Annotated in this window: 10 protein-coding genes; 2 read left to right on the top strand and 8 right to left on the bottom strand. The window is 68.9% G+C overall.

Translation table 11 applies throughout. The features are described 5' to 3' along the window. Positions 1-5: 5 nt before the first annotated feature. The 4 genes from FAZ97_RS25070 to mdlC form a co-directional block, all read right to left on the bottom strand. Entirely contained in the window at positions 6-1,403 is a 1,398-nt protein-coding gene (locus tag FAZ97_RS25070; protein WP_158761211.1) for an MFS transporter, read from the bottom strand. A 74-nt stretch (positions 1,404-1,477) separates the two neighbouring features. Continuing rightward, entirely contained in the window at positions 1,478-2,401 is a 924-nt protein-coding gene (locus FAZ97_RS25065; protein ID WP_158761210.1) for a ketopantoate reductase family protein, read from the bottom strand. Positions 2,402-2,411: 10 nt separating this feature from the next. Continuing rightward, positions 2,412-3,863 carry an aldehyde dehydrogenase gene (locus FAZ97_RS25060; RefSeq protein ID WP_158761209.1) on the bottom strand — a complete coding sequence of 484 codons (1,452 nt, stop codon included), beginning with the start codon at positions 3,861-3,863 and terminating at the stop codon, positions 2,412-2,414. A gap of 50 nt (positions 3,864-3,913) precedes the next feature. Beyond that, positions 3,914-5,536 (bottom strand): benzoylformate decarboxylase, encoded by a 1,623-nt coding sequence (gene mdlC / locus FAZ97_RS25055; RefSeq protein ID WP_158761208.1) that lies wholly within the window; start codon positions 5,534-5,536, stop codon positions 3,914-3,916. 106 nt (positions 5,537-5,642) lie between these two features. Here mdlC and FAZ97_RS25050 point away from each other — a divergent pair, with 106 nt between their 5' ends. After that, on the top strand, positions 5,643-6,551 hold the full coding sequence (locus FAZ97_RS25050; protein ID WP_158761207.1) for a LysR family transcriptional regulator: 909 nt from the start codon (positions 5,643-5,645) through the stop codon (positions 6,549-6,551). Between the two features lie 24 nt (positions 6,552-6,575). Here FAZ97_RS25050 and FAZ97_RS25045 read toward each other — a convergent pair whose 3' ends face one another. Genes FAZ97_RS25045 through FAZ97_RS25030 form a run of 4 tightly spaced genes read right to left on the bottom strand, consistent with a single transcriptional unit; the run spans position 6,576 to position 12,561 of the window. Next, the gene (locus tag FAZ97_RS25045; protein ID WP_158761206.1) at positions 6,576-8,561 is read right to left on the bottom strand and encodes a heavy metal translocating P-type ATPase; all 1,986 of its coding nucleotides are present in this window, start codon (positions 8,559-8,561) and stop codon (positions 6,576-6,578) included. Continuing rightward, the gene (gene hflK, locus FAZ97_RS25040; RefSeq protein WP_158761205.1) at positions 8,558-9,592 is read right to left on the bottom strand and encodes a protease modulator HflK; all 1,035 of its coding nucleotides are present in this window, start codon (positions 9,590-9,592) and stop codon (positions 8,558-8,560) included. Before hflK ends, FAZ97_RS25045 begins: the two co-directional genes overlap by 4 nt. Beyond that, positions 9,589-10,638, bottom strand: a complete 1,050-nt coding sequence (gene hflC / locus FAZ97_RS25035; protein ID WP_158761204.1) for a protease modulator HflC — start codon at positions 10,636-10,638, stop codon at positions 9,589-9,591. Before hflC ends, hflK begins: the two co-directional genes overlap by 4 nt. 36 nt (positions 10,639-10,674) lie before the next feature. Then, entirely contained in the window at positions 10,675-12,561 is a 1,887-nt protein-coding gene (locus tag FAZ97_RS25030; protein ID WP_233271894.1) for an SPFH domain-containing protein, read from the bottom strand. Positions 12,562-12,828: 267 nt separating this feature from the next. Here FAZ97_RS25030 and FAZ97_RS25025 point away from each other — a divergent pair, with 267 nt between their 5' ends. Beyond that, positions 12,829-14,220, top strand: a complete 1,392-nt coding sequence (locus FAZ97_RS25025) for a sensor domain-containing diguanylate cyclase (RefSeq protein ID WP_158761203.1) — start codon at positions 12,829-12,831, stop codon at positions 14,218-14,220. Positions 14,221-14,239: the final 19 nt, after the last annotated feature.

Here is a 14,239-nt window from a genome sequence, read left to right as displayed (position 1 = left end):
TGTCGTCAAACCCGGCGCTGTCCCGCGCGCTTCGGGATATGGCGGCCCACCACGGCAAGCGCGACCAGCACTACGGCCATCGCCGCGCCGAGCATCGTCAGATAGCCCGCCGCGCCGCCCGCGGTAATCACCGCGGCACCGGCAAAGGCGCTGAGGATCGCGCCCACGCGGCCGAACGCGAGCGCGGATGCCGTGCCGGTCGCGCGCACGCTCGTTGGGTACACGTAGGCGCAAAGCGCATACATCGTGGATTGCACTGCGTTCACGAAGAGACCGTGCAGGCCGAGGCCCGCAATGAGCAAACCGGTGTGCTGGGTCGCGCCCACGCTCAGCATGACCCAGGCGCTCGCCGCGCCGCCCGCGCAACAGAACAGCAGCGGACCGCGCGAACCGAAGCGCGCAATGGCGAGCGCGCACAGCAGCGCGCCGATCACGCCGCCCAGGTTGTACGCACTCAGTCCGTAGCCGGCGAGCGATACGCTCAGCCCTTCGCTCGTCAGCATGGCAGGCAGCCAGCTGAACGCGCTGTATACGGCGAGCAGGCACATGAAGAACGCGCCCCAGATGGCCAAGGTGTCGCGCGCGCGGCCGTCGCGAAAGAGCGCCGTGAAGCCCACGTGCTTTTCGGCGCTTTGCTCGCGCATGTCGGTAAACACCGCGTCCGGCGCGACCTGACGCCCCATGCGGCCCAGCAAGCGCACGAGCTCGGGCCAGCGCCGCGGCCGGCGCGCAAGAAAGCGCGGCGACTCGGGCAGCGCCACGAGCAGCACGAGCGCGAGAACGAGCGGCAGCACGCCGCCCGCGAGGAAGAGGCCGCGCCAGCCGTACACCGGCAGGACTTGCGCCGCAAAGATACCCGCCACCATGCCCCCGAGCGGCACGCACACGATCGTCGCCGTCACCGCGAACGTGCGAAGGCGCGCGGGCGTGAATTCTGCCGTCATCGTCGTCGAACTCGGCAGTGCGCCGCCGATGCCAAGGCCCGCGATAAAGCGCAGCGCGGCAATGGTCGCGACGTTCGGCGCGAGGCCGATCAAACAAGTGGCCGTGCCGAACACGAGCACGCTGCCCACCACAGCCCAGCGCCGTCCGAAACGATCCGCAAACAGACCGGCAAACGCGCTGCCGAAGCCCATGCCGATCAGCCCCGCGGCCACGACGGGCGCGAACGCATTGCGCGTGATGCCCCACTCCTTGATGAGTACCGGAATCGCAAAGCCGATCAACTGACTGTCGAATCCGTCGACGACGATCGACAACGCCGCCAGCACGACCGCGATTTTCTGCAGCGCGGCGTAGGGGCCTTCGTCGAGCGCGCGGCCGATATCGACGGTGCCGCCAGCGATGGCGGCGCACTCGTGTGGCGTCGCTCCCGAGGCGGGTGCGGGCGTGGCGTATGTCATGAAGCGTCTCCTTTGCCGCACTGTGCGCGCGCGGTCATGGGTTTGTCATCGAGTTACGACGTTTTCTGCCTACTTCATCTGGCGTCCCTGGCATCGACGAGACGCACGAGTTGCAGCAGCGTTTCCGTATGTGGCACCGCGATGGCGCGGTAGCGTGCGGCCTCCACCACCGCGCCATTGATGGCCTCGATCTCGGTCTTGCGCCCGGCGAGCACGTCCTGAAGCATCGAAGGTCGATGCGCGCGGTGATGCGCGAGCGCATGCCGCACGTTCCCGGCCACGTGCGCCTCGTCCACGGCCACACCGTGCGCACGCGCCACGGCAGCCGTTTCCGCCACGATCTTCAGCGCGAGCGCTTCGCCGTCCGCGACGTTCGTGAGTTCGCCAACGGTGCAGCCCGTCACTGCGCACAGGCTATTGAGCGCCGCGTTGAACGCGACCTTCTCCCAGATCGCGGCCCACACATCGGCGTCCGCCGTGCAGGCAAGGCCCGCGTCGTTGAGCGCTTCGACTGCGCGTGCAAGCATCGGCGAGCGCGCGCCGTCCGCGCTCATCAGGCGGATCACGCCCGCGCCGTGCGAACTCACACGGCCGGGGCCGTCCTTGTCGGCGGGCCAGGTCGTCACGCCTATCATCACGCGAGTCGGGTCCGCGAACTGCGCGAGTCGCTCGGCGTTGCCCAAGCCGTTCTGCAACGAAAGCAACGCGGTTTGCGGACCCAGCGCGGCGCGCGCCGCGCCGAGCGCCGCCTGCGTATGCAGCGTCTTGGTGAAGACGATCAGCAAATCGGCGGCCGCTGTCGCCATCTCGGGGCGCATCGCTTCGAGATTCGTGACGATGCGCTCGCCCGCGTCGGTGGCGATCCGTAAGCCATCCTGATTGATCGCGTTCAGATGGGCGTCGTCGACGTCGAGCAGCGTCACGCGATAGCCCGCAACGGCGAGCAACCCGCCGAAGAGCGAACCCATCGCGCCTGCCCCGAGTATGGCGATATGCATGGCGTAGACCTCAGAACGGATAATGCCGCGGCGCGGTCTGCATCGTGATCCAGCGCAGCTCGGTGAATTCGGCAATACCCGCCTTGCCGCCGAAGCGCCCGAAGCCGCTGTCCTTCACGCCGCCGAACGGCATTTGCGCTTCGTCGTGCACGGTCGGCCCGTTGATATGGCAGATGCCCGACTCGATGCGCTGCGCGACGCCCCACGCGCGCGCCGTATCACGGCTGAATACCGCTGACGAAAGGCCGTACGGGTTGTCATTCGCGCAGGCGATCGCGGCGTCTTCGCCACGCACGCGCACAATGCCCTTCACGGGGCCGAACGACTCGTCGTGATAGATGCGCATCTCGGGCGTGACATGGTCGAGCAGCGTGGCGGCCATGAGCGTGCTTTCGGCTTTGCCGCCGCATACGAGCGTGGCGCCCTTGGCGAGCGCGTCGTCGATCAGCGCGTTGCAGCGCTCAACCGTGCTCATGTCCACGACCGAGCCGAGCACCACCGGGCCTTTGCGCGGATCGCCAAGCGGCAGCGCGCGTGCGCGCTCGCCTAGACGCGCGACGAAGGCGTCGGCAATGCTTTCGTCGACGATGATGCGCTCCGTCGACATGCAGATCTGTCCGGAGTTCACGAATGCGCCGAACGTGGCCGCGTGCGCCGCCGCTTCGATATCGGCGTCGTCGAGCACGACGAGCGGCGCCTTGCCGCCCAGCTCGAGCACCGAGGGCTTCAAATGGCGCGCGCAGGTTTCGGCAATGATGCGGCCCACGCGCGTGGAACCCGTGAAGTTCACGCGGCGCACTTTCGGGTGCGCGATCATGGCTTCGACCACGCGTGCCGCGTCGGCGGGCGCGTTCGTCACGAAGTTGACGGTGCCGCGCGGCAGACCCGCTTCCTGCATCGCCGCGATGATGAGGCCATGCGTGGCCGGGCAGATCTCCGAGCCCTTGAGCACGACGGGATTGCCGCACGCCAGCGGCAGCGCGATGGCGCGTACCGCGAGTATCACGGGCGCATTCCACGGCGCGAGGCCGAGCACGACGCCGGCCGGCTGGCGCACGCCCATGGCGAGGCTGCCGGGCACGTCGGAGGGAATCAGCTCGCCGCCAATTTGCGTGGTCAGCGCGGCGGCCTCGATGAGGCCCGCCGCAGCGAGATGCACATTGAAGCCGGCCCAGATGCCCGATGCGCCGGTTTCCGCAGCCATCGCGGCGGCGAAGGCTTCGGCCTTTGCTTCGAGCGCATGTGCGGCCTTCGTGAGCAGCGCGCGCCGCTCGCTCGGGCCCATCGCCGACCACACCGGGAAGGCGGCTGCGGCGGCATCGACTGCCGCAACGGCGTCTTCCACCGTGGCCGCGGGCGCGCGGCTCGCCACCGTGCCGTCGAGCGGATTGCGGCGCTCGAACGTCGCACCATTCCGGGCCTGCACAGCTTCGCCCTCGATCAGCATCGATACGGTCTGCATCTCCTTTCTCCTTGTTTTTCGTGACTTCGTTCTGGTTGCGCGCACACCATTCAGGCGACGAGCGTCTCGACCAGCATCGGGCCCTGCCCGGCCAGCGCAGCGGCAAGCGTATCGCGTAACCGCCCTGCCTCGCTCACGCGCGCGCCGGGGCATCCCATGCCCGCGGCCAGCGTGACGAAATCGAGCCCCGGCAGGTCGGTGCCCTGCACGGGGTCGGTCGGCGCGAAGCCGAACACCGGCGCGAAATCCTGCAAGGCAGCGTAGCGCGTGTTGTTCAGGATAACGAACGTAATCGGCAAGGCCAGCTGCACCGCGCTCCAGATCGCCTGGATCGAGTACATGCTGGAGCCGTCGCCGATCAGCGCGATCACGCGCTCGCCCGGCTTCGCGAGCGCGACGCCCACGGCTGCGGGCATGCCGTAGCCGAGACCGCCGCTGTCCATCGTGAAAAACGTGCCGGGGCGCTCGAACGGCAGATACGTCTGCATCACCGGGCGCGAGCTGGGCGCTTCTTCCACGACAGTCGTGCCCGCGTCGCGCACTTCGGCGAGCGTTTGCAGCGCGTAAGCGACCGACATGCGCTCTCCCGGCGCAGTGGGCAGCGTTGCGGGCGGCGGCACGGCACGCCGCTCGGGCATGGCGCGCTCCTGGGCCGGCGTTGGCCGCTCCAGCAGATCCAGCACGCCCAAGCGCACATTGCCCACGGCGGCCATGCCCTCGGGCGTCCACGCGGCGGTGCCCGGGTCGTCGATGAGTTGGCAGAGCGTCGCGCCTGCCGGCACATGCGGCCCATGACCCTCGACGTGATAAGTGAAGGCCGGCGCGCCGATCGCGAACACGAGATCGTGCCCGCCGAGCCGCTCGACGATGCGCTCGCGCATGGCAGGCAGGAAACCCGCGAACAGCGGATGCGTTTCCGGAAAGCTGCAACGGCCCGTCATCGGCGCGACGAACACGCGCGCGCGATGACGCTCCGCGAGCCGCACCACGTCGTACGCGGCGCCTGCGCGATCCACGGCGCCGCCCACCACGAACACAGGGCGCGCACACGCGTCGAGCGCCGCGCCGATGTTCGCGAGCATCGCGGGCTCGGGCCGCGTGGTGTGGGCGAGCGCGCGCTCGGGCACGCGTTCGGCCGGCTGGTCCCAGTCGTCCACCGGAATCGAGACGAACACCGGGCCGCGCGGCTCCTGCATGGCGATCGCATAAGCGCGCGCGATGGCGAGCGGCACGTCCTGCGCGCGCGCGGGCTCGATGCTCCACTTCACATAGGGCTTAGGCAACTCCGTGGCCTGGGTCGCGGCGAGAAACGGGTCGAAGGGCAGGATCGAGCGCGCCTGCTGGCCCGCCGTGACGACGAGCGGCGTGCGGTTGCGGTACGCCGTGAAGATATTGCCCATGGCGTTGCCCACGCCCGCGGCCGAGTGCAGGTTCACGAGCGCCGCGTTGCCGGTAGCCTGCGCATAGCCGTCGGCCATGCCGACGACGACCGCCTCCTGAAGACCGAGCACGTAGCGGAAGTCGGCGGGGAAGTCGCGGAACATGGGCAGTTCGGTCGAGCCGGGGTTCGCGAAGATCGAGGTCATGCCCACGCGGCGCGCGAAGTCGATGACCGCGTCGCGCACGGTCCATGCGTTGCCGGCGGGATGTTGCTGAGGCGCGCTGCCAGTCATCGAAGGCCTCCTGTCGAAAAAGCGCGTCGTTCAATGGAGGACCATTATCGCGACGCTACGGGTAACCGAAAATTGCCGATTGCACCAAAAGGCATTACCTTTGGGCATGACTTACAACCTACAGCAACTCCACGCGTTCGCCACCATCGTCTCCGCCGGCAGCCTCGGGCGCGCGGCGGAAGTGCTGCACGTCACCCAGCCCGCGCTTTCGCGCGCGATCCGCCGCCTCGAGGAACAAGTGGGCGCACCGCTCTTCGAGCGTCATTCGCGCGGCATGCATCTCACCGCCGTGGGTGAGGCGCTGCTGCCGCACGCGATCCTGCTACAGCGCGAAGCGGAGCAGGCGCGCGAGGAAATCGACGCCATGCGCGGCCTCGCGCGCGGCACGATCCGCGTGGGCGCGGTGGGCAGCATTGCGAGCCTCGTGCTGCCGCTTGCGGTGAGCGGCGTGCTGCGCTGGTGGCCGGGGCTGCGCGTGGAGATTCTCGAAGGCGTGTGGGACCGGCTCGCCGACGCCCTCGTCAAACGCGAGATCGATCTCGCGCTCAGCATGGCCGTGCCCGATACCGACGAGATCGTGGCCATTGGCGATTGCCGCTGGGAGGATTGCAGCTATGTGGTGGCGGCGCACGATCATCCGTTACGCGCGAAGCCCGACCTTACGCTTGCGGACACCTTGAACGAGCAATGGGCGATTCCGCCGCGCGGCACGGCGCCGTTCGAGCACATGGAGCAGGCTTTCGCGGCGCAGGGGCTCGGCCTGCCGAACGTGGTGGTGCAAACGCGCTCGATCACGGCGCTCAAGAGTCTCGTGGCGCGCTCGGGGTTCCTGAGCTGGATGGCCTCGACGATGTACCTCACGGAGAGCAAGGCAGGGGTGTTCGATACGCTCGATATGCCTGGCGTAGAGGGCCGACGCACGCTCACCGCGTTTCGCCGGCGGCACGGCATTCTGCCTGGTCCGGCTGTGAAGCTGCTGGAACAGTTGCGCACGCTGACGGCGGTGCCGCAGTAGCGCGGCAATCGTTCCCGTCATTCGTCACTCGTCGCGCAGCAAGCGCCCCGCATTGGCGATCACCACGAACGTCCCCACGTTGTGCAGCACCGCGCTCGCCACGGCGCTCAACACCCCGAGCGCCGCAAGCGTGATGACGGCCACCGTCCACGCGAGCCCGATCGCCGCATTCGCCGTTGCGATGCGCCGGCAGCGCCGCCCGAGGCGCACGCTGTCCGGTACGCGGCGCAGGTCGTCGGCGAGCAGCACGATATCGGCGGCAGCCACGGCGATATCGATGCCGCGCTCGCCCATCGCCACGCTCGTCGCGCCAGCCTTGATGGCGAGCACGTCGTTCAGGCCGTCGCCGACCACCATCGGGCGATGTCCCGCGCCGATCTCGCCCAGCACGTAGTCGAGCTTGTCGTGCGGCAGCGCATGGGCCACCACGGTGTCGATGCCCACCTCGGCAGCCACGCGGCGCGCCACGCGCTCGCGGTCGCCCGTGAGCAGCGTCGTGCGCTCGATGCCGAGCGCGCGCAGCCCGTCCAGCGCTTCGCGGGCTTCCGCGCGCACCGTGTCGGCAAAACCGAACCACGCAAGCAGGCGGCCGTTCAGCGCGAGGCCCACGCACGGCCCGTCCAGATCCGCAGGCGTAGGCGGCAGCACGCTCACGTATTGTTCGAGCAGGTCATGGCGGCCCAGCACGGCCTCGCCCTCGGGCATCGTCGCGAGCACGCCGAGCCCGCGCAGTTCGCGCGCATGCGGGGGCGGCTCGGTTCGCGCCGTTCCCGCCGCGCCGTAGCGCAAGAGCGCGCGGCACACAGGATGCGCGCTGACCTGGGCAAGCTGCACGGCCAGCGCGAGCGTGCTGGCTTCATCCACGCCCGGCTGCGGCGCGAGCGTCGTCACGCGCAACTCGCCGTGCGTGAGCGTGCCCGTCTTGTCGATCACGAGCGTATCGATTTCGGCGAGTGCGTCGATAAATGCAGCATTCCTGAACAAGATGCCGCGCCGCGCCCCCGCCGCAATGCCCGCGATAGCCGTGGAAGGCGCCGCGAGAACGAGCGCGCATGGGCACGCGGCAACGATCACAGCCAGCATGGCGGAGGCGTTCGCGCTCACGAACCACACGATCGCCGCGATCAGCAGCACGAGCGCGAGGTAGGCGTCCATATAGCGTTCGAGCGCCTGCGTGATGGGCGGCTTCGCGGCCTCGGCGCGCTGCATCAACTCGACGACCTTGCCCAGCGTCGAGGCCTCGCCGACGTGCGTGATCTCCACGCGCAAGGGGCCGTCCAGATTCATCGCGCCGCCGAACACGCGCGCGCCCTCGCCCGCGTCGTGCGGCAGCGATTCGCCCGTGATCGGGCCGTTGTCGATGGCCGAGCGGCCGTGCCGCACGATGCCATCAGCGGGCACACGCGAGCCCGGCAGCACGTCGACGACGTCGCCAGGGCGCAAGGCGTCATAGGGCACGGTCTCGATCACGCCCGCCGCGTTCACGCGCCGCACGTCGCCCGCAGTCAGCCGGCCAAGCGCGCGTATCGCCTCCTGCGAGCCGAGCACGCTGCGCTCTTCGAGCGCGTGGCCGAAGGTCATCACGATGGGCAAAAGCGCAGCCGTCGTCATGTCGCCCACGGCCCACGCGCCTAGCATGGCGAGCGCGATGAGGCGGTCGGTCACGCCGTGCAGGCTCGGCGTCTTGAGACTGCGCCACGCGCCCGCGAACACGGGCGGCGCGACCACGATCGAAGCCGCCGCCGCCAGCACTTGCGGCAGCGTCGCGTTGCCGGGTGCCAGATAGGGCCAGGCGAGCGAGAGCAGCAACAGCGCGCCCGCGAAAAGCGCCATCAGCGTGTGGCGCGTAATGGTACGGCGCTCGGCGTCCGACATGACGAGCGACGCGACCGGTTGGCCAGCGTGGCCCCCGTGACCGTCGTGTGCGTGGCCATGCGCGTGCGTGGCTCGCGCTTCGTGCGCGCTGGCGCGTGCGCGACGACTCGTCGGCGTTTCAATCGGCGTGGTCATGGCGCGCGCCCCGGCAGCACGAGACTCGACGCGTCGTTGGGGTCGAGCGTCGTCACGCGCGCGGCGTGCGCGAGCACCGCCTGGACGCGGTCGCGATAGGCGCGCGCAAGCAGCCCCGGGTCGTGATTCGCACCGAGCGCCGCTTCGAGCTGCGCGATCGTCGAGGTTTCCGACTGCGCTGTCGCCACGCGCTCCGCTGCGCTGGCTTGCGCGTCCTGCACGATACGGTCGGCGCTTTGCTGCGCGTGCTGGCGCGTTTTTTCCGCGAGCGTGCGCGCCTGCGCGACATCGCGCTCGGCGCTCTGCAGCGAAGTCAGCACCGCGTTGAACGCATCCACCGCCGATGCAGGAAACGATGCTTGCAGATCCATGCGCGAGACCTCGATGCCGAGCCCGGCATGCGCGGCAGTCAGCGCATCGAGCTGGCGCTGGACCGCGCGCGCGAGATCGCCGCGCAATTGCTCGCGGCGCGCGGCCATTTGCTGATCGGCGGCCACCATTTCCGGGCGCGCGACGAGGATCGAATCGAGATCGCGTTGCGCGGCGGTCTGCGCGACTGCGGCGGAAACGATGCGCTCGAGCGCGGCGTCGAGATGCTCGAGTTGCAACGCATAGGCGTAAGGGTCGCTCACACGGTAGAACAGTGTCGCGCTCACCTGCACGACGCCGTTGTCGCCCGTGAGCACGTAGCCGGAACCCGCGAGCGCGTCGCTCGCGTCGCCCAGTTGCGCGGGCGCACCCGGAGCGCGCGTGAGCGAGACGATGCGCCGTTCGAGCACACGCTCGCTGCCGGGCACGAGCAGCACCGTTTCGAACGGCCGCGGCAATGCGACAAGCAGCCCCGCGCCCTGGCTGCGCACGTAGGCGCCAAAGCGCATCACGACAGCGCTGCTGTCCGCCGGAATGCGGCGCACGTTCGAGGTGGCCCAGGCAAGCGCTGCGAGCACGGCAAGCGCCGCAATGAACCAGAACGACAGGCGCACCGCCTGCGCGCCTGGCCCGAGCGCCGGAAAGTTGTCGCTCGTGCTCATGGCGTGCGCCCGCGCGAATGGGCGTTGGTTGCGGGCGCAACGACTGCGCCCGATGGAACCGTGGCCGTGCCGAGCCCCGGCGGCCCCTGCACCAGCGCACGGAATGGCGCGGCATCGGTGCGCAGGATCAGGTTCGTGTTGCTGTTGACGACCGTGCCGAGCGTGTCGAGCGAGCGCAGCATCGTATAGAGCTGCGGATCGGCGGCGTAGCTCTTGCCGTAGATGGCCGCCGCGTCCTTGCGCGATTGCGCCTCGATATCGGCGGCTTTCACGTTGGCGTCGGCGATCAGCACGCGTGCGTCGCGATCGGCGTCCGAGCGGATCTGCGCCGCTTCGCGCAGGCCCTCGGCCGTGCGTTGCGCGGCCACGGTCTCGCGCTCGGCGCGCATGCGATCGACAGTCGCCGCCAGCGTCACGGCGGGCAGCGTGAGGCGCTCGAGCCCCACCTGCACGACGTGCACGCCATAGGCCGCATAAACCTGCGCATCGACCTGGCGGCGCAGCGCCTCTTCGAACGCGCCGATACGGACCTGCGAGGGATCGGTATTCACGAGCGACGCCAGATCGAAGCCCGCGGACGTGGTCTGCAACGCCGAGCCGACGAGCGAACGAATCTGGCGTGCGGCCTCGTCGGGTTCGTTGCGCACCGCGCGCACGAAGCGGCCAATGTCACTGGCGTTGGCGGGCACGCGCCAGGCGACGTAGGCCTGCACGATGATGCGCAAGCCGTCGCGCGTGCCGACGTCCTGCAAGCCGCTCGAGGTCGTGTGCAGCCGCAGATCCACCGGCACCGCGGCTTCGATGGGCGCGGGCAAGCGCCACGCGAGACCTGGCCGCAGCAGCACGCGCACCGGGTCGCCGAAGCGCGTGACGACGGTCGCTTCGCCCTCACGCACCTGCACGACGCTCGCCACGATGAGCGCGACGATCACGCAGAACAGCGCGAACGCCACGCGCAACGCAAAACGCCGCGGATTCACGGGCGCTGCGCCGTGGTCATGATGATGATGAGAATGCGCATCGCCGTGCGTATGCAAAAAGCTCACGTTCGAATCACCTTGCTCGATATTTGGGGTACTGGGTTACCACGCCTTTTTCATGCCCGACGCGGTGGCCGGGCTCAACGTGCGCAGGTCGATCGTCGCGCGGCTGCCGCTCGCGAGCCGGTCGTCGATCACTGTCACGCTCGCGTTCTTCAGCCCTTTTTGCAGGCTGTGCAAGTAATACTCGAAGCCGAATGCCGGGCCGCCGACTTGCTGCGCGATCACGTCGGCGTCGAAGCCGATCTGCTGGGCGCGCGCGGCGGCCAGCGTGTCCGCCGCGTTCGCGCTGCCCTGCGCGATGGTCTCGATCGCCTGCTGCTGCGCTTGCCCGAGCGCCGCCGCCGCGAAGCCGTGCGCCTGTACCACGCTGGCCTGCGCGCGGATTTGCGCGGCCTGCACGCCGTGATACGCGGCGGCTGCGCCCGCGGGCGGATGCACGCTCTCGATTACCACGGCCACGACCTCGATGCCGCTCGCGAGCCGGTCAAGCTCGTGCTGCACGGCGCCGCGCAACGCGCCGGCCATGGCCGTTTGCGGCGTGTCGAGCAACGACGGCAACGTGCGCGACGCGAGGTAACGCACGACCTCGCGGTTCGCGATCGAGCGCACCGTCTCGTCCATATCGACTGCGCGATAGAGCGAGGCGCGCGCCGCCGCATCGGTGAGTCCGACGCGATAATCGAGCCGCACGTCCGCGCTCACGATCTGGAACGCCTGCTGCGCGCCGCTCGTGCCCGCGATCACCTGGGTCGTCTCCCACGGATGCGCCACGTCCCACAGGCGATTCAATTGCGCGGGCGTGTCGCCATCCGCGGAAACGACGGGCGCGGAGCGGCTGCTGTCGTTCGCGCTGCCCGAGACGATCAGTTGATGGACTGCGCCGTTATCGATCACGCGCGCGCGGCCGAAGGGCCAGGGCAGGCCCGCATGCAGCCCGGGCTGCCACACGGCGACGGGCGCGCCAAAGCGCTCGTATACGGCGCGCTGATCGGGGCCGAGTATCGTCACGCCGCCGAGCAGCCAGCCCGCCACCACCATGGCCACGAGCGCACCCGGCAGCAAGCGGACGAAGCTTTGGAGCGCCCAGTTCTGCCGCAGGTCGATGCCGTAGCGCATGCGCATTTGCGTATTGAATGCGGCGAGCGGACGCCCCCGAATGCTCAGCAGGCCCGCAATGGTGCTATGCAGAAAGCGATCCTTGCCGGGCTTTGCCAACGCCGCGAGCAGCGCGCGCAGGCCGAGTTCGACGGCAATCGCGCCCGTCAGCACGGCGACGATACGCACGAGCCACGTGAGCGGCTCGCCAGAATACGCCAGCGCCGCAACCGTTGCCGCCATGCTCAACGCCGCGACGAGCACCACGCGCAACAGCCCCGCGAGCGCGGCGGATTCGCGCGCTTGCGCGCCGCGCTGCGCATGAAAGCGCTCGGCCACCAGCGCAGCAAAAGCGATGACGAGCGCGGCGGCGCCCGCTACGAGAAAAGGTGCGGATTCGCGCTGTGAAGCCGACGGCGCAAACGCGGCAGAAGTCCACGCATAGATGGCGAACGCAAGCGAAACGAGCGCCGCAAACGGCGCGACCCACCCTTGCCACGGAAGCGACTGCAGCAGGCCGCGCATGTCGGCGGCCTCCGAATTGCGCTGGAACGCGAGGCGCAAGAGACGCAGCGAAGTCTTCGAGACCGGCTCGCCGGACGGCGCGCGCGCCCCCAACAGCCGCGTGCCGAAGATGACGACGAAGAGATTGAAGCACGCGCTCGACATCACGGCGCACATGCGCGCATCGAGCGGCAATGCGGGAACGAAAGCCAGCACGGCGAACACGACAGCCAGACCCAACGCGGACCAGCCAAGCCTCGTCTCGCCCGTACGACCGCCGAGCCAGCCCTCTCCTTCGCGGTGGTCGCGCGATACGCGATGCATCATCAGCAATCCTTACATACAAATTACACGAAATGGTCCGGCACGATACGACCACCGATCGCGCGAACATGAATTTCGCGCGCCCAATGTAGCGCGCTCAAAACCGAAACTCAATATAACTGGGCTCGCGCATCCATGCCCCATATTTAGCCGAATCGGAGCACAATAGCTTCAGTCAAATTAGTCTGCTTTCCGCACCGCGAACAGCGACTCACGCTGCCACGCCACGATCGCCATTATCGAGCTGCGCATCAACCCGAAAGTCATCACATGGACGGCTTGCTGATCGGACCGGCAACACGCAGGCAGGCGCTCTTCGCCAGCGTATGCGCATTGGCGATTCTCCTCACGCTCGCGCTCGCGGCGCCGCGTGCGCGCGACGCCCTGCCCGGTATCGCCCCGTTCATGCCGATGTGCGCGCTCACGGTGTTCACCACGTCGAGCATCGCGGCTTTCCTGCTGGGCGCGCGTTTCGCGGCTACGCGCGTGGCCATGCTCGCCGCGCTGGGGGGCGCTTATGCGTTCACGGCCATTACCGTCGCGCTGCAGTTGCTGATGTTTCCTGGCGTGTTCGCACGCACGGGCCTGCTCGGCGCGCTCCCGCATAGCGCCGCGTGGATGTGGGTGTTCTGGCACGCGGGCTTTCCCGCGCTCGTCATCGTGGCCGAACTGGTGCGCAAGCGCCTGCCCGCCCCGCCGTTCGCCCGCGAACGTCTCGATGCCCGCGGCTGGCTGCTGATCGCGGCGCCTGCGGCGGTCGCCGCCCTGTTGGGCGTGCTCGTCACGCACGTCGATCTCGCATCGCCGTTTAATGACGTTGGGAGCGCCGCGCCAGCGTCGGCCATCGTGAACAATCTCGCCGGCCTCGCGATCTGCGCGCTCAACCTGGTCGCCATTGCGATCGTGTTGCTCAAAGGCCGGCTGCGCCTCGTGCTCGATTTGTGGATCGTGGTCGCGTTGCTCGCCTCGCTCGTCGACGCCGCGCTCAATACGCTCAGCATCGAGCGCTTCACGGTGGGCTGGTACGTCGCGCGCGTGTTCAGCATGTTCGCGCCGGGCGTGCTCGTATGCGTGCTGGTGTGGGAAGTGACAGCGCTCTATCGCCAGCTCGCCGAAGAACACGCCACGCTCATTCGCGCTTCCGCGCGCGATGCGCTCACGCGCGTCTACAACCGCAGCTATTTCGACGAGCAGTTCCGCCAGGCGTTCGAGCGCGCCGCGCGCAGCGGCCAGCCGCTCTCACTCGTGATGCTCGACGTCGATCACTTCAAGCACTACAACGACGCCTTCGGCCATCTGCACGGCGACGCCTGCCTCGGCGCCGTAGCGGGCGCGCTCGCAGGCACGCTTGCGAACACACGACGCGAGCCGGGCGGCTTCGTCGCGCGCTATGGCGGCGAAGAATTCGCGCTGGTCCTGCCCGATACCGGCGCGGATGAAGCCGCGGCGCTTGCCGAACGCGCTCGCGCCGCCGTCGAGCAACTCGGCATTCCCTCTCCCGCCGCGGGCGGCCTCGTTACGCTGAGCGCGGGCTGCGCCACCCGAGACGCGATCGTTGCGTCGTCCCCTAATGCGCTCATCGAAGCCGCCGATGCCGCGTTATATGCCGCCAAACACGCCGGCCGCAACCGCGTGAGCCACGCAGGCGCGAGCATCGCCTGAACTGTGGCTTGCCGCGTTG

Origin of the sequence: Paraburkholderia acidiphila (assembly GCF_009789655.1) — a bacterium.
Taxonomy (GTDB): Bacteria; Pseudomonadota; Gammaproteobacteria; order Burkholderiales; family Burkholderiaceae; genus Paraburkholderia; species Paraburkholderia acidiphila.
This window is presented reverse-complemented; position numbering and strand designations above follow the sequence as displayed.